Raw genomic sequence first — 17,062 nt, 5'->3', positions numbered from 1 at the left:
GTTGTTTTTTTAGCGTTAGGGTTGAAGATTAGTTTTGAGCGTAAGAATCGTAGACCTTACCGCTGATTTTCCACTGTCCATCCTGCTTGTAGAGAACAAAGAAATCGGTGTAGCGGAAACCAGCCCAATTGATAAATTCAACCTTTGCGCCGGCGGCAGGTCCAGAAATATCAATCCAGGCAATGTGGGACTGAACGTCTGGAGATGCACCAGCTTCATTGACCGCGCCTTTGAACGTGTCAGCATCCAAGTCATAGAAAGTGCCGTGTACTGAGCCAACAATATGAGCATGGTCATAAAAGGCCGTCCGGCAAAGTGCGCCGTCACCTGTTTTGGCGGACTCAATATAAGGCTGCAAAGCAGCTTCAACAGCTTTGTATTCTGCAAAGCTCTGTGCTTCGTCAGCGGCTGTTTTAGGGGTTACGTTTAGTGTGGTTGTAGTTGACATTGTTTTAGTCTCCTTTGGGGTTGGATTAGATTTTGAGTTCAACGTTTAACAGAAGAAGGATCAAAACTGACCTACATGTATGTGAATTAATAGGTCAAAAAAATAGGGTTTCCGACTCTGGTTAATTGCTTCCAGTGAGTGCTGTACTTAGCGCCGTGCCGCTACCCTAGTCTCTTCCCGCGCCTGCTCCAAGGCTGCACTCGCCTCGTCGTCACTGACCATCTTGTAGCGTTGATACCATACCGTAGCAACATCGTCGATACCAGCGAAGTTTAACCAGTCGGTGAAATGGGTTGATACGTGGTCAGTCCCAAATTGCTTTGATGCGCCAGAACTGTAAATAGCTGCCGAATACACTGCGGTCGCACGCTTATTCTTAAGCAGCCCGCTATAGCCAACTGCTGGATCGAAGCCGAAAAGGGTACCGGGCATGCTCAACAGGTCGATGTAGAGCTTCAACTTCCAGGGCACACCAAAGTTCCACATTGGAATACTGAACAAATAATCGTCAGCGGAGTTGAACTGGTTGAAGAGCCGAACCAATTCATCGTAGAGAGTCTGCTGCTTGCTGTCCATATCAGGTCCACCGAAGAAAGACATCTTCGCAGCAGCGGCATCGCCGTCAAATTCAGGCAGTTTGACCTTAAAAAGGTCGAGTTCCTCAATCTCTGCGTCGGGATACTTCTCTTTGTAAGTAGGTAAAAATGCTTCAGCAATTTGGGCTGTCTTGGAGCGAGTGCCTCGCGGTGAACACTTGATGTAAAGCAGTTTCTTCATGATGTAACCTCAAGTCTAAGTAAATAGGTGCGAATCCGGTTTCTGTCTGGTTTCTGCTCTCTTGCAGAGAAGTGGTGATGAAAACTGTGAGCTGACTTTTCAGAAAATTCACCTCACAGAAAAACCTGCAACGAGGTCTAAACAAAGCATAGCTCAAAGCTGACCTATATGTATGTAGATAAATGGACCAAAAAAATATAACCCAAAAATATGTCAGCCGTGGATAAACGTTTTCAACGCTTGGCCAACAATTTTAGGATCATTCTCAAGTCTCGCCAGCAACAATGAACCTTCCGCTGTACTAACAAACCTGAGTGCTTTGTTTTGGGCATCGGGTTCTCCCATTGCCGCAAACTGCTCAGTAAGCCAGATTTGAAGGTCCTTAAAGTACGCAATCAGACGACTTCTCACTGCTGGACTAACCGATTGCAACTCTGCCGCCATCATTCCACACATACAAAACTTCTCGTCTTGGATGTAAGTTTGAAAATAGTCGACCACTGCTTGCAACCGTTGTTGTGGTGTATCGAGGTTTTTATTGAGATCTTCAAAGACAGCACTATGTCCTTCATGCAGGCGTTCTACCAAAGCCAAGGCTAGATCGGCCTTAGCTTTGAAGTGGTAGTGTATGCTTGAATTTTTAATGCCAATTTCATCGGCCAAATCAAGATAACTAAAGCCATTGAACCCTTTTGTTTGGGTCAAGCGCTCCGCCACATCTAAGATTTTTGTCCTCGTATTGCCCACAACGCTTTTACAACTTGTCTACATGTATGTAGTTTACGGCAGGCATCTGAAAAATGCAAGGGAATATTTTGGCAAATAATCCAATGCATCATAAAACTAATGTTCAGAGGCTTGATTGGGGTTTATGGTTGGTGCCTCCATATCCTAATGGTGGTCAATAGATCAAGTCGCGAGCTTACCGCTGCAAATACCCTCGCGGGGCATATTTGCCGGTTGCCACGTAGTTAAGAATACTTGCATTGATAGGGGTGCCAGCCAGATCGACCACTATTGGAAGTTCTTTTGCAATACTGTGACTGGGGTTAACCTCGATAGCTCTGATGAGTCAGATGAGAGGAGAGTCGAGTTCTATACTGAATTTACATTGCAGTCGTCAGACTACGTTCCATGTCAGATTTCCAGGTCATGTTGAGCATTTGTTGATACTGACGTAGCTCAGTCACGGTGTCAGGCCGTAATTCATTTTCGCCATGTCCAACCCCGCCTTTTCTGAGTTCTTGGGATTGAGTCACCGGCTTTAGCTTACAGATCGATTGGTTCTCAATGATCTGATCTAGATCAATATTACTGCGGGGAATACTGCAAAAATCCAAAATATTGGCCAGCATCTGATGAGGATGCTGAAATAAGTTTTCGTATTCCACTAACAAGATGTCCTTATAGTGACGAGTTTGTTGAATATGCTTGGCCCAGCCCTCTACTGCATTCAAGCAAAACTCATCGATGGAAAGATCGGACACTCAAGGAAATTGTTGTAAGAGGCTTGGAGAATTGGCGACGAAGTGATGCCAAGAGACCAATGTATCTACAGGGTTACGAAATGCATAAACCGTCTTATGTTTCTTTGCATCCCTATGCTCATGGCTTTTAACAATGCGGTGACAGATATCATCATAATGATGCAGACAGGGTGGTTTGATACTTTGCGTATAAATTGATGGGACAACGGTTTCAAAAGGGATATCGGATTGGATAGAAGATGGGTATTGTTGAGCTTCTAAAATCGAGTTAGCCAGCAGCCGCCTCAGCCATGTATTCCCAGATCTTGGATAAGACAAAAGAACAATATCATTGGCTTCTCTATAGGGTCGATTCTCTCTCAGAAGATCATGATCTGGCTGAAGTGCATAGATATGAGAGGGATGAAAATGTCGATCAATTGTATTCAGTATATGTTTGATTTTCATGGTGTTTGAATCGAAAAAAATAATTTATTAGCTGCTTGACTAAAATTTCATTGAAATAAAATTTCTGTAGAACCTAAGAGCAACCATTCAATAAAACTAAATATAGTTAACTAATTTGCATGCAAAAATATTTCCTAAAAATAGGATTAAGAATACGTTAATCTCCAGTTTTAAAAGATTATGCAGGCCAGTATTAAATTACAGTTAGCGGGAAAACTATACCTTTGAATATAGTAAGACTAACAGCTCAAAAAGTTTGTAACTCTAATTACTATTTTTTTGTATCTATTAATACTTTTAAAAGTATCTGGTTAATTTAATAAATATTATTTTATATTTTTTTTATGAGTTAAATTATTGACTTAGCTTGCTAGAGTAGCCTAATCCACTGAATTTTGGGATCATAGAATGCAAGATTCAGTTTTTTATATTTAAGAATAAAAATATTCTAAAAATATAAATAATTCATAAATCATTCAAGATTGATATCCATCATGTAAGGCATAGTAGTGCGATCGCATAAGTAATCTACACACACTATTCCTACTCTCCCTCTTAATCAGGGTGAAATCGAAGATAGCCGATATCCAAATCAGGCTGTAAATAATCTAAGAATTTTAGCAATGGCGACTGCCAAGCTCTACTTCCGATGATCATTATTCTCTTAGCGTCTACTAGACTTATTACTAAATAGTCGTAGAGTTTAACGAATAAGACAACACTATTCTTTGTACATCAGGATAACGATCTATCTCAACATTCACTGGAAAATCAGAAAAAATATTTGCGATTTCTGTATCTGAGAAGAAATGCTTGATCACGGTATAGGATGCATCATTCTTCAAATGGCGTAACTGTAAATGATTTCCTTCAGAATCAAATTTTCCTGTCCAAGATTGGGATCCAGGGAGCTGATCACAAAACACCACTTGTCCCTTCATATGCAGATGCAGGTCATGCAGAAAATCACGCATTCTTGACATTGGAACATGAGCCAACCAATCTATCGCTAGGACAACATCAAAATCGTGAGGAAGATCGGAGAGCTGATAGGCATTAGCCTGCTGGAGCTGGACTTTGTGAGCGGGGAGTTGCTTAAGGGCTGCCTGCTCTAAGGTACTTTGGTTGTAATCGGTTGCTAGAAAAGAATGAGTGCAATCATAAATTTGTTCCGTCCAGAAACAAGGGCCACAGGCTATCTCTAACACCCGTTTACCCGTTACCAACTGTCTGAGATGCTCAATGACATCGGCTAGTTGAGCAACCACTTCAGGCTGGTCATAGCCCATCGAGACATCATAATCAGCAGCACGATGGTGATAGTACGTCTGCATCTCTTGAATGAGTTCAGAGACGTTAGACATACGATCACCCCGCGCACAGATATCAGTCCACTACTCTCGTCAGTTGAGCAGCTGAGATTAGCGATCGACGGATCCCATAATCACATCAATGCTCCCTAGAATCGCCACAATATCGGCGACCTTCATGCCTTTGAGTAACTGGGGTAAGACCTGCAAATTATTGAAATCAGGGGCGCGAATCTTCCATCGCCAAGGGAAGACATTCTCATCACCAATCAGATAGATGCCTAGCTCACCTTTACCTGTTTCGACTCTGGCATAAAGTTCACCTTCAGGAATTTTGAAGGTGGGGGCGAGCTTCTTACCCAAGAACTGATATTCAAAGGAATTCCACTCCGATTTGCGGCCTTCCATCATCCGCTTGGCTTCTAAGTTTTCGTAAGGGCCACCGGGTAGATGTTCTAGAGCTTGCTTAATAATTTTGACGGACTCCCGCATTTCACGAATCCGCAGATAATAGCGGGCGAGGCAGTCTCCTTTGGTTTCCCACTGCACTTCCCAATCGAAGTCGTCATAGCATTCATAGTGATCAACTCGACGGAGATCCCATTGAACGCCAGATCCTCGCAGCATGGGACCCGACAAGCCCCAATTAATCGCATCCTCGCGGCTAATGGTACCCACACCATCTAGGCGTCGAATAAAGATGGGGTTATTGGTGATCAGACGCTCATACTCATCGACTTTGGGGAGAAAGTAATCACAAAAGTCTAAGCACTTGGAGACCCAACCATAGGTGAGGTCAGCTGCGACCCCGCCCATCCGGAAGTAGTTGTTATTAATGAAGCGCATGCCACTCACGGCTTCAAACAAATCGTAAATCATTTCCCGTTCCCGGAAAATGTAGAAGAAGGGGGTTTGGGCTCCCACATCTGCGAGGAAGGGGCCAAGCCAAAGCAGGTGATTTGCAATTCGATTCAGCTCCAGCATAATCACTCGGATATAGCTGGCCCGCTTCGGCACCTTGATATCTGCTAAGCGTTCTGGTGCGTTGACCGTGATGGCTTCGTTGAACATGCCTGCCGCATAATCCCAGCGGCTGACATAGGGGACGAACATGATGTTGGACCGACTCTCGGCAATTTTTTCCATGCCGCGATGCAGGTAGCCAATCACCGGCTCACAATCGACGACATTCTCACCATCTAGGGTCACCATGAGTCTCAGCACCCCGTGCATAGAAGGGTGTTGAGGTCCCATGTTAAGGACCATGGGTTCGGTGCGGGTTTCAATGGTTGGCATATTGCGTAACGGTTCCTTCCGAGAAAACGACTACAACCCAAGAATGGTGGAGCCTGCTAGTTTATCACCGACATCACTCACTAGACATGGTCTAGGAGAAGTATGTCCTTACCTATGGTACAGATCTCTAATCCAGGAATTCAAATATTTTTATAGGAGAGAGCAACAACTCTGGGTTAACCCGCTGCTCAATCAACTTTCACCCATGATTTTGGGCACTTTGAAATACTCATCTTCCTGGTCCGGCGCACAAGCCACAATGGCCTCTCGATCATCATAGGGCGTTAGATCATCGGTACGAGTGACATTGCTAACGTCAATGGCTCGGGTGGTGGGCTCTACCTCTGCAACATCAAGCTCGCTCAATTGCTCAAAATAGTCGAGGATATCCCCCAACTGAGTGGTGAACTGTTCTGATTCAGTATCCGTGAGGGATAGGCGGGCCAGATGGGCAACTTTATCGACTTCTGCACGCTCCAGCATGAGAGCATCTCCTATGTAATGCTAGCTGTGACTTTTCTAGAGTGTCCCACAGCAAATGGCAGTTCACTCACTTAATCTTAGCTTGACGTGAATATAGGTGATATCAAACCCCATCCACGTCCACTGCATATACAGATACATCTGCAGGGTTCAAAAGCAGCCCTATTGTCTCAATCCTTCAGAGCGCACAGTGAATCGCCCCTCAAGATCACATCTTTTTTAGCAACGATTAGGACATTATTATATTATTTCAAGACATCTAAATTTATCGTTTTAACAGCAGTCCTCCTATAAAATCCAAACTTTTTGTCTGGTCAATTAAGGCTTAGTTAGAGCTAGCCCAGCAGTAATTAGCTTATTTATTTTAGTTTTGGGAATTAAATTATTTTTCTATGTTCGAATAGAAAGCTAAAGTGTCTACCCTAAGGATAAGACAGGCTTTTATCGACCAATTTTTGAGTATAGCAATTGCTTACTGATCACTTCTCGAATCAGGGCGCCATTTGCTATGGAGATTTATCCATTTTTCGTAGTCAGAATTACCGAGTTCTTCACTTCTCTGTGCCAAAGTTATACGCATGTTGGACAAAGGGCTTGCTTACAAAGACGCGATCGCAAACATGGACTTGCCATACTCATTTCATTAGCCAGATCGTTGCCTGTTTTTGTCTATTCCGGGGGGAATCAATTCATGCACATCAGTCAGGAGCATCAGGCGTCTCATTTATCTATTTTTAGACGTTGGGGCTGGCCTCTAAGTTTGGCCTTGGGCCTTAGCCTCGTCGCAACGCCGAGTTTATCCCAATCTCTGCAACCGTCCTCTCTAAGGACAAGTACTTTTACCTTACCGGTTCAATCCAGCAACATCGCTCAGATGGAAGCAGATGTTTTGCGACGGATTAATCTCAAACGTCAAGGCCGTGGCCTACCGGACCTACGCCTCAATCCCACTCTGTCTCTAGCGGCCCGCTCCCATAGCCAGCAGATGGCACACCATAATTTTTACAGCCATATTGATCATCAGGGCCGCAACCACCGCCGCCGAGTCGAGGCGTTGGGCCTCAGGGCATATCTTATTGGGGAAAACCTGATGAAATGTAATCGTTCGCCTGATCCCGTGAGTCTATCCGTTACCAGCTGGATGAGAAGCCCCGGCCATCGTAAAAATATTCTGCTACCAGAGATGCAAGAGACAGGCGTCGGAATTTGGCGCGATGGACAAACCTACTATGTCACTCAAATCTATATGGAACCTAAATAAAGGCGAGCGGTCACTCTTTTCATACCTATTTATTCAGCGATATCCTACCTATTATTTGATAGGTTGAAGATGATGTTTTGCGATCGCACCCTTGTCTCTCCAAGCTCTAATTTTTGATGTGGACGGCACCTTAGCAGACACAGAGCGCGATGGTCACCGAGTCGCCTTTAACCAAGCCTTTACGGATGCCGGATTAGAGTGGCACTGGTCCGTTGACCAATATGGACAGCTCCTCCAGGTCGCAGGGGGCAAAGAGCGGATTCACCATTATATCCAGCAGTTTTGCCCCCAGTGGCAGCCCCCTCAAGATCTGAAGGGCTTTATTGCAGACCTGCATGGAGCTAAAAACAAGCATTACCAAGCTCTACTCCGCCAGGGTACGATTCCGCTGCGGCCTGGGGTGGAGCGCTTGCTACAAGAAGCGAGGGATAAAGGGATACGACTTGCGATCGCAACCACCAGCGATCTTCCCAATGTGATCGTCCTCCTAGAGCACACATTAGGTACAGACAGCCTGCATTGGTTCGAGACCATTGCCGCCGGAGACATAGTCCCGGCCAAAAAGCCTGCTCCCGACATTTACCGCTATGCACTGAACCAACTGGCCTTAGCACCCTCTGACTGTCTGGTGTTTGAAGATTCCCAGGCGGGCTGTCAAGCCGCCTGTACCGCTGGCTGTCAGCCCATCATCACAGTCAACGACTATACCCAAACCCAAGACTTTACTGGGGCATTACTCGTCATCAATGGTTTGGGGGATCCAGACCACCCCTTGTCTCGATTAGCTGGCGCAACTGCAAACATTGAATATATAGATATGGCGTTCCTGACATCCCTGGGGGGAAAATCGGTCAGCTAACCATTAATTGAGTGACCGCTAACGGCTCTGGCTTACCAATGCCATAGCCTTGGGCATAGTCCACACCAATAATCCGTAACTGCTCTAGAATCTGCTCATTTTCCACAAATTCAGCAATCGTTTTCATCCCTCGCTTATGGGCTAACTCATTAATTAGGTAGATGATTTCGCGATCACTCTCTACAACAGCAATATTCTTCACCAAACTGCCATCGATCTTGAGGTAGTCCACCGGTAAGCTCTTCAAATAGCTCAGGGAGGACACACCACTGCCAAAATCATCCAAAGCAAACTTTACCCCAATCTTCTTGAGGGATTCAATAAACCGCAGGGCCTGATCCAATTGAGCAATGGTGGCCGTTTCAGTAATCTCGATACAAATATTGCTGGGGGGCACATTGGACTGGGTGATCAAGGCAATGACGTCCGCCATCGCTCGCTCATCATTAATGCTGGCCCCTGACAGATTAATGGAAACAACCACATCTTTTAAGCCACATTGATAGTACTGGCGGAGGGTATTTTCTAACACCCACTTGTCAATCAGACCAATCACGCCATAGCGTTCTGCCGCCGGAATAAACAATCCAGGCCCAATAATATTGTTTTTGCCATCTCTCAACCGTAAAAGAATTTCATAATGGCGAAATAGAGCAGAAGGCTGATTAATATTCAGGATAGGCTGCTTCACTAAGAATAATCGGTCTTCTTCAATGGCTTGGGGAATATCCGCAATATGAGCCATTTGCAATTGATAATGGTCTAGCTCACGATCATTTTGATTGGCAACGTAGACTCGTCCCCGGCCAGCATCCTTGGCTTTATAGCAAGCCAGGTCTGCCCGACTTAAAAGTTCTTCTGAGGTATAGCTGGCATCTGCGAAGGCCACAATACCAACACTCACCCCCACTCTAAATTGACTGTCTTGCCACTGAAAGCGGAAGGTCTGGACTGTAGTCACCAACATTTCACAACAGGCTTGGGCTTCTGACAAAGAGCAGTCTTGCATCAGCAATCCAAATTCATCCCCCCCCAAACGTCCCAGAACATCATCGGGGCGAATCTTTTGTTTGAGGAGTTGTGCTAATTCGGTGAGCAACTGATCGCCAACCATATGGCCAGCGGTATCGTTGACCAACTTGAATTGGTCCAAATCGAGATAGCACAATACAAACTTAGTCTTGTCTTCTCTAGCCTGATCGACGGATTCTTGTAACCGATTATCAAACTCTGAACGATTCAACAGATTCGTTAAACTATCGTAGGCCGCCTGATAGGCAATCTTTTTGGTTAAGAAATACTCTTCGGTAATATCTCGCTGAATCCCTCGATACCCCTGAAATAGCTGGGCATCATCAACAATAGGCTTACCATTCAGCTTAAAGATTCGCATCTCTTGATTATCTTCTTTGGCAAAAAAGATAAAGTCTTGAATCGGTCGACGCCAATGCAGAATAGTGTCTAGACGTTTGGTATTAAACTCAAACATCTCTTCATCTGCAAACACATCCGTTAAAGACAAACCAATGGCCTGAGAAGAAATGGCTGATGTTTGATACCCCTTCCGATCAGAGACATAGGACAAATTCAGATTTATATCCAATTCCCAGAAGGTATTGGCACCCACTTCTGCCAGGTCTTTATAGCGTTTTTCATTGTCTCGCAAGGTTTTCTCAACCTGTGCTCGCCGACGCAATACCTCTATCAGCAAAGCAATCATCACTAAAGAACTGGAAAAAGCGCCGAAGACGACCCATACCAAACCCTGATGCTGGTCATAAAAGGAGGGCTCACTATAGAGCACCATGCTACCTACGGGTAAATCTCGAGGATTGATCCGAAAACGCTTTAGCTCTCTAGCATCGAACATCCACAGATTTTTGGACTCAGCAATCGGCTCCAGATCAGTCGGATTAGCCCCATCCAAAATTTGTTCAACCAAACGGACTGCCTGGTCAGCATGAAACCCCCCTTCAAGAACTTTGCCGCCTACGGCTCCTGGCCCTACCCGCATCACTGTGGCAGTAAACAGGGGATTCGGCAACTTGTCTCTGAGGATTTGGGTATCCATCTCAAAGTTAATCAACTTTCCTTTGGCATGACCTTGACGGAGCTGCCCCATAGGCAATACCGGCCATGTCGAAGGAAAGGCAGATAACCTTTGAGGTAAATCTTCAGGTGTCACATCATGGATAATCGCAATGGATTGAGGCACGTTAGGGAGCTGTTTGATCTCATTGATCCGTTTGATATTGGCTTGTCCCGTTTCCGTGGAATCATTAATCACAATCAAGCCATCTGCCCCCGTCAGTTGCTTAGCAACTTGAACAGTCTGAGCGACGCTATGTTTTTCAAATACTCCTGTTAATCCAGGAACATTGTAGAGTTCGGGTTGAACATGATTAATGCCCAAAAACACAATGGGCACTTTGGGAAAATACTGATCGCGAACTTGCAAGATTAACTGTAAACCCGGATCATCCGAAACCATTAAGGCATCCAGGGGTATCTTTTGATATTTTTCCTGAATCAACTCTAGGAAACTTTGAGAATGTTCTAGGGCAGGTAGACGTTTGCCATCTAGATATTCATGGAAAATTTTGGCCTCGGGCCGACGTTTTTGAAAAGATTGGTCAATGCCCTGTTTAACTTGGTCAGTCCAAGACAGTTCTGGATGGTAAGAATGAATAACTAGAATATTCTCTTCTGCTTTAACATCCGGTGTCCCCGTGACTAATCCAATGGCAAGGGATGGCAAAATTGCTATCTTCCACAGCCAGCCATATCTCTTCTGGCTCATCTTTCTTAGCTGATCTGCATTGGACTGGTTAAAACTGGCAACTGAGATGTCTAACATTCTCAGGTTTAGATCAGTTCTCACCATAGGCTTAAACTTATTTTCAGCACGGGGATCATTTTTTATTTTAACAAATATATTTATATTTACGTTGCCGATATAGCATTAGTCTCACTGAGGTGAATAAATCTATGGTGACAGCTCAGGCATTGACCTCAAGGGCGTAGGTATCAGTGTATTGTTAACTATCAACTAGAAAACTTTTTCGTTTATTTTTGATTCATAAATATATTAAAAACCTATGAGAATCTTATTAGATATTAGCCCCATAACTTCTTAGTGTTCCCTCCTTTATCGATAGATGAACAGTGCCAGACTTGAGAAACGCTTGACCGCACTGGTCACCCAGTCAACCTTGATGCAGGATGAATTCTGAATCAACCAGTCCATGGCTCACAGCCATCCTCTGCTGTGGTAGGAGAGAGGTTTACCCGCTGCTATCGGTATGGGGTTAGACAAGAATATCAATCCATTCGTTATGTTTGCGCTAGTTTTTGTCCATAATTAGCTCGGAGTACATCACAACATCCAACAATGCCAAAAACTGCCAATGAATATGCGGTCCACCTGTTTATCGAAGGGGGCCACAAAGAAGAGGTTCGGTTTGCAACTATTCAAGAATTTCAGCAGTGGTACAGCAACGAGCTGGTACCCAAGTCAGACTCCAAGGAATTCATTAACGTCCCCATTAAAAATATCCAGGGCGAGTATATGGTGATCCGTCCTTCTAGCATTACTGCCATTCGAGTGGAACCTGTTTTCTTATCTAGCGTCGACCGTTATTAAGTTCTAATCGTTTGACTGCATGTTTTTTCTAACTCTGCCTTTGCTTTTGGGGTGTACTGCTGCCACCACTTCTCTGACGGCTGCAACACCCCCCATGGAACCTCTTCCCTTACAGGTCATTTCTACAGACCAACTGCCCAGGGGTTTAGCAAAGGATAAACAGCTATGGAAAAAAATAAATGGCCAGAAAGGAGACTATAAAGCGCTGCTGACGGCGATTGATCACAGCTTGGAGTATTTAGGAACTGAAAAAGCCCAAAAAGATTACCAAGACTATAAAGTTCCGGGTATCACCCGCGATCGTGTCTCCCGTAGCCTCCGCCGTTTTCGGCAGTTGGTGGTGCAGGCCAAGTCGCCAAAAGCCCTAGAAAAGGCGGTCAAGCGTGAATTTCAGTTTTACCAATCTATTGGCAATGACCAAAAGGGCAATGTCGATTTTACGGGATATTACGAGGCGACCTATCCCGCTAGCCGCAAACCCACCGCAGAGTTTCGCTACCCCCTGTATCAGGCTCCCGCAGATTTGAAGGAATGGCCAAAACCCCATCCCACCCGAGCAGAGCTAGAGGGCGCAGATGGCTTGCAAGGATCTCAAGGTCAATTGCAGGGATTGGAGTTGGTATGGCTGCGCGATCGCATCCAGGCATTCCTAGTCCAAGTGCAAGGATCGGCCCGTCTGGGTATCACTGATGGCACAGAAATGACAGTCGGTTATGCCGGAAAGACCGCACATCCCTATACCAGTATCGGTAAAGCTTTAATTGCCGATGGCAAATTCACCCTTGAGGAATTGAGTCTACCTCTTGTACTGCAGTACTTTGACGAGAATCCTCAAGATTTAGATTTATACATTCCCAAAAACAAAAGCTTTGTCTTTTTTCAAGAAACCTTTGGTTCGCCTCCCATGGGGAATCTGAATGTCCCCGTCACCGATGAGCGCTCCATTGCAACCGATAAATCGCTCATGCCCCCTGGTGCATTAGCGCTGATCCAAACCAACTTACCCTACTACAATGCCAGCCAAAAGCTAGAATTCAAAGATGTCAGTCGGTTTGTGCTAGATCACGATACGGGCAGTGCAATCAAAGGCCCAGGTCGGGTGGATGTTTTTATGGGGACTGGGGCAAAAGCGAAGGAACGAGCAGGGGTGATGACGGGATCCGGGCAGCTCTATTATTTGCTGCTCAAAGACAACTGATACCGTTAACCCAAAGACCCAGGGGTTGGCAACGTTAACCAAGTGAAGGCCACTGCCAATCCCAACCACAGCAAAAAGCAGTTGCGGGTGAGGCGAATCGCTACTTCGATATGCTTCGCTGTAATCCGTTGTAGGGGATTGCCCAGCAGCGGCTTTAGTTTAGCAACGCCACGATACCAATTTTGTCCTCCCAACTGCACGCCCAAGATGGCAGCATAAGCGCATTCACTCCAGCCCGAGTTAGGGCTAGGATCCTTGCGGGCATCTCGCCAACCAATCACCCAGACAGATTTGAGTTTGCCCGATAACAATCCAACGGTGAGTACCATCAATCGGCAGGGCAACCAGGTCAGCGCATCATCCAGACGAGCACTAAACCAACCCAGATCAGTGTAAGGGGCTGTACGATACCCAATCATCGAATCTAATGTACTGACCGCCTTATAGAACAACGCCATCGGTACGGGGCCTATCCCAGGAATGGCCAGACCCACCAAGGCATAAAACAAAGGAGCCATCACACCGTCCGTGGTATTCTCGGCAACGGTCTCTAGTAACGCCCTTAAGATATCTTGCTCTGCCAAGGTATCGGTGTCTCTACCGACATAGCGACGAAGCCGAGATCTCGCCACGGTTAGATCCGCTTTCGCTAGAGGTTTAAGAACGTCAACCGTTGCATCACGTAAACTACGACCGGCAAAACAACTGGCGAGCAAAACAACTTCTACTCCCAAGCTAATCGGCCAAGCCCACCGGTCCAACCCATAGAACAGCAGCCAGCTCCCCAAACTCACGCTACAAACCAGTGCGATCGTCAGATGTATACCCGCTATCCGCAGTTGCCAGGGTTCATTCCACCACCGAAGTGCTCCCTTGGTATAGCGTTGAATGATCCAACCCATCATTTGAACAGGATGGGGGCACCCCCAAGGGTCACCAATCGCAAAATCAAGGATTGCAGCACTGATCAGGACCACAATAGGTAAGAGCCGGTCGAAGGCCAGTGCAGAATCAGAAGTGATCACTGACTACAAACACACATAAGTATTGAGATAAATCGATAAGTGACGACAAGAGTAGTCATATTGAATCTGGCTTGAGGACTTGCTGTCCTAAGGAGTAGGCAGTAGGTATGGAAAATATGGCCATAATCTAAACTAACTGATCCTACTCCTTTGATGGAGAGCTATCAGGTGACTCGGTAGTTGATCAGGCTGTTTTCAGCCCACTGCCCATAGTACAAAAACAGGAGCCAAGCTTAGCTCCTGTTTTTGTACTATGGGATTTCAAACGTCAAATCGACTTCCGTCTAATAGGTTACAGAGAAAAATTGGGCTGAATGGAAGGAAGAATAGGTGCAGAAGCAAACAACTGCACGGATCGACTTGAGTTGCGGTCAAAATCACGCTGGAACAATTCCTGACGCAAATAAACCGTTCGGGGCGTGAGTGGGGGTAAGTCACCCGCATCATTAAACCGCTGATCGAAATCCCAATTTCTGATCGGAGGGCTGTAAATATTGCAAGTAGTTTCATTTCTACTGCCACAAAAATCAGAATTGATCCGCCGAGGTTCACTGAGGCTTACCAAAGACCCTCGATAATTCAAAGGAATACCAGACCAATTTTCATGAAATCGCGGGAAGTTGTTGACCCCACCACTTTGGATAGTATTTAGCTGCGTTGCTGAACCGTTGGCCCCCCCAGTAATTTCAGTTCCTGAGAGAAAGGCAGCATTGATAGTAGTTTCAGTAGAATTGCGAGGACCAGCATTCCAATTAATCGTTCCTCGATTATCTCCTCGAGGATATTGGATGTTGTTGGGATGTCCATCACCACCTGTGGTATCAAATATCCGGCGATCAGAGTCATCGAGCAAAGATGAATTCGATAAAACATTGATGGAGTCAGCCATAATAGCTGCTGGTCTCCAAGTATCAACAGCTGGATCAGGATCTGTGTGAAGGTTATAGTCACCACGAACGTAGACTGCTTCATCAGAGATAACCGTTAATCCCTCAATGGTCGGCGCACCAGTAACTGCAGCACTAGTATTGAGAGAAGCGCCATTATAAAGACGCACGCCATAGATACTGCCAACTTGAGAGTTATTATCGCTATCAGCATCTGGATCATCACTGAGATTGGGTTTAGGGTCAGGGGTATCTACTGTGACAAACCACACTAAACCCCCATCAGTACGATCATTCAGCTGTGTGGCTCCCATTAATTGCTGATCATGAGAACAATCGAGCAGTGCCTGCACATCAACATCTACCATTCGAATAAAACGACCCTCATCACCACCCGCTACACCATGTTTTTCCCGATAGTTGTAGAAGGTGTTGGAAGTAGAGACAACAGCCTTGCGTACTGTTATTGTCCCTGGAAGGGCAGGTAGGTTAAGAGGGTTCGCAGGGTCAAAGTTAATTTCTTGGTTTAGTCTCTTCCTAAGGCGCACATCAGTGGCAGGTCGACTACTAATGACATTACTATCAACATCGACGTTGACTGAATCAGTAACATGATCACCAATCGTCACAATTCTGTTGGAATCATTTGTACCTAAATTGCTGTTATCGAGTAATTGCAGACGTGTTTTCCCTTGTTGGTATTGAGTTGGACTTGCATCTGAATCAGGCTGTAATACTGCTTCTGGCACTGGGCAACTTCTCAACAGTCGTTCAGATAAATTGTCGTTAGGGGTGCCATCCTGATTGCGAACTTCGAGTACATAACCATTACCGTTGCGATCGCTAGGGTTGCCATTCGTATCAACTTCCAGAACAATCCGCAGATCTGCTGCATCCCAATAACTACTACCAGGAGTGGGATTATAGGCATCTGGTGATGGTACTTCTAATACATCAATCCCAGTATCAATAGCAGTTCCCCAAGTACTGATATTAGAGGGGGTCGCTGTGGTGTTGGTATAGGATGTAATGGCGTTGCCCTGGCACAGTAAATCTTGAGGATTACCATCTTGTCTACGAATCGTGACGTTGCCGCTGCACTGTTGTCCACCTCTAGCATCTTTGTTCCCTCTGTAAAGGGTGCCGGCAGTTGTCACATCACCGTTGATAGTCAGTCTCAGAGGATTAAAAGCTGAATTTAAATATAGATCGCCATTGGTATGCACCCGACCATTAATGGTCATATCAGGCGGAATACTAAAATCAGCATCATTTTCATAAAATACAGCAAATTGAAATAAGGGAATTACCCGACTCTTGAAGGTCATACCCAATACAGCAGAAGGGAGATCATTTCGTTGGGCAACAGACCATAAATCATACCGATATTCTTGAGCACTTAAGCCTGCAAACCTCTCTCCAGGTGGCACCACAATAGAGATTGGATCGGCCACACCATCCCCATCCACATCATCGGGGACACCATCCAAATTGTCATCTTGCCCTACCTCTTGAATGTAGGTAAAGACATCTTGGCCTTGAAACGTAAATGGACGACAATCAAAATCACCCGTGCCAACACTGCTACCATCTGCGCAGTTATCCCACACTTCGCCGTCATTATTGTCATCTAGGGGAGCCGTGCCTGTAGGGCGCTGAAACCCTCGAAACTGGGTTTGGATTTGTGAAGCACGCAAGTTCAGCCCAGCTTCTGCAGCATAAAAGCCATTACTACTTCTAGCAGAAGCATTGGTACTCGCTGTATCCACTTTGCTGACTACCGCAGCACTAATGAGCAGGGTAGACAAAATCAACAGCATCGCCACTGTAACGACTAAGCTATATCCTCCCTCTTTTTGCCGAGTCTGCTGAAGACGTACCAACAGTTGAAATAAGGAGTGGTGAAAGCGGCTGGAATTGTACTTCATAGCTGTAATAAGT

At 45.5% G+C, this 17,062-nt stretch carries 13 protein-coding genes and 1 pseudogene; 4 read left to right on the top strand and 10 right to left on the bottom strand.

Features of this window, described 5'->3' with window-relative positions; all coding sequences use genetic code 11:
- Positions 1 to 28 precede the first annotated feature (28 nt).
- The 7 genes and pseudogenes from I1H34_RS01055 to gatC all read right to left on the bottom strand — a co-directional run bounded on the left by I1H34_RS01055 (position 29) and on the right by gatC (position 6,248).
- Entirely contained in the window at positions 29 to 448 is a 420-nt protein-coding gene (locus tag I1H34_RS01055) for a nuclear transport factor 2 family protein (protein ID WP_212663948.1), read from the bottom strand.
- A gap of 147 nt (positions 449 to 595) precedes the next feature.
- Positions 596 to 1,225 carry an FMN-dependent NADH-azoreductase gene (locus tag I1H34_RS01050; RefSeq protein ID WP_212663947.1) on the bottom strand — a complete coding sequence of 210 codons (630 nt, stop codon included), beginning with the start codon at positions 1,223 to 1,225 and terminating at the stop codon, positions 596 to 598.
- A 213-nt stretch (positions 1,226 to 1,438) separates the two neighbouring features.
- Positions 1,439 to 1,972 carry a TetR/AcrR family transcriptional regulator gene (locus tag I1H34_RS01045; RefSeq protein ID WP_212663946.1) on the bottom strand — a complete coding sequence of 178 codons (534 nt, stop codon included), beginning with the start codon at positions 1,970 to 1,972 and terminating at the stop codon, positions 1,439 to 1,441.
- 359 nt (positions 1,973 to 2,331) lie between these two features.
- Positions 2,332 to 3,159, bottom strand: a pseudogene (locus I1H34_RS01040) (sulfotransferase domain-containing protein).
- 686 nt (positions 3,160 to 3,845) lie between these two features.
- Positions 3,846 to 4,523: a class I SAM-dependent methyltransferase gene (locus I1H34_RS01035; protein WP_212663945.1), complete on the bottom strand. Its 678-nt coding sequence runs from the start codon at positions 4,521 to 4,523 to the stop codon at positions 3,846 to 3,848.
- 57 nt (positions 4,524 to 4,580) lie between these two features.
- On the bottom strand, positions 4,581 to 5,765 hold the full coding sequence (locus tag I1H34_RS01030) for an NAD(P)H-quinone oxidoreductase subunit H (protein WP_212663944.1): 1,185 nt from the start codon (positions 5,763 to 5,765) through the stop codon (positions 4,581 to 4,583).
- Between the two features lie 192 nt (positions 5,766 to 5,957).
- Positions 5,958 to 6,248, bottom strand: a complete 291-nt coding sequence (gene gatC / locus I1H34_RS01025; protein WP_212663943.1) for an Asp-tRNA(Asn)/Glu-tRNA(Gln) amidotransferase subunit GatC — start codon at positions 6,246 to 6,248, stop codon at positions 5,958 to 5,960.
- A gap of 691 nt (positions 6,249 to 6,939) precedes the next feature.
- On the opposite strand from gatC, the gene I1H34_RS01020 reads away from it, so the two are divergent.
- Together I1H34_RS01020 and I1H34_RS01015 are read left to right on the top strand one after the other, a co-directional pair.
- Positions 6,940 to 7,509: a CAP domain-containing protein gene (locus tag I1H34_RS01020; RefSeq protein WP_212663942.1), complete on the top strand. Its 570-nt coding sequence runs from the start codon at positions 6,940 to 6,942 to the stop codon at positions 7,507 to 7,509.
- A gap of 91 nt (positions 7,510 to 7,600) precedes the next feature.
- Entirely contained in the window at positions 7,601 to 8,368 is a 768-nt protein-coding gene (locus tag I1H34_RS01015; protein WP_212663941.1) for an HAD family hydrolase, read from the top strand.
- Here I1H34_RS01015 and I1H34_RS01010 read toward each other — a convergent pair.
- Positions 8,361 to 11,252: an EAL domain-containing protein gene (locus tag I1H34_RS01010; RefSeq protein WP_212663940.1), complete on the bottom strand. Its 2,892-nt coding sequence runs from the start codon at positions 11,250 to 11,252 to the stop codon at positions 8,361 to 8,363. The genes I1H34_RS01015 and I1H34_RS01010 overlap by 8 nt on opposite strands.
- Positions 11,253 to 11,759: 507 nt before the next feature.
- On the opposite strand from I1H34_RS01010, the gene I1H34_RS01005 reads away from it, so the two are divergent.
- Together I1H34_RS01005 and mltA are read left to right on the top strand one after the other, a co-directional pair.
- Positions 11,760 to 12,011 carry a hypothetical protein gene (locus tag I1H34_RS01005; RefSeq protein ID WP_212663939.1) on the top strand — a complete coding sequence of 84 codons (252 nt, stop codon included), beginning with the start codon at positions 11,760 to 11,762 and terminating at the stop codon, positions 12,009 to 12,011.
- Positions 12,012 to 12,030: 19 nt separating this feature from the next.
- Entirely contained in the window at positions 12,031 to 13,209 is a 1,179-nt protein-coding gene (gene mltA / locus I1H34_RS01000; protein WP_212663938.1) for a murein transglycosylase A, read from the top strand.
- A 5-nt stretch (positions 13,210 to 13,214) separates the two neighbouring features.
- Here mltA and cbiB read toward each other — a convergent pair whose 3' ends face one another.
- Together cbiB and I1H34_RS00990 are read right to left on the bottom strand one after the other, a co-directional pair.
- Positions 13,215 to 14,234 (bottom strand): adenosylcobinamide-phosphate synthase CbiB, encoded by a 1,020-nt coding sequence (gene cbiB, locus I1H34_RS00995; RefSeq protein ID WP_212663937.1) that lies wholly within the window; start codon positions 14,232 to 14,234, stop codon positions 13,215 to 13,217.
- Positions 14,235 to 14,526: 292 nt separating this feature from the next.
- Complete coding sequence (locus tag I1H34_RS00990) at positions 14,527 to 17,049, bottom strand: hypothetical protein (protein WP_212663936.1); 2,523 nt, start codon at positions 17,047 to 17,049, stop codon at positions 14,527 to 14,529.
- Positions 17,050 to 17,062 lie beyond the last annotated feature (13 nt).

The sequence above is a fragment of the Acaryochloris marina S15 genome (assembly GCF_018336915.1).
Lineage (GTDB): Bacteria > Cyanobacteriota > Cyanobacteriia > Thermosynechococcales > Thermosynechococcaceae > Acaryochloris > Acaryochloris marina_A.
Note: the sequence above shows the minus strand (reverse complement) of the source record. Positions and strands in the feature narration are given on the sequence as shown.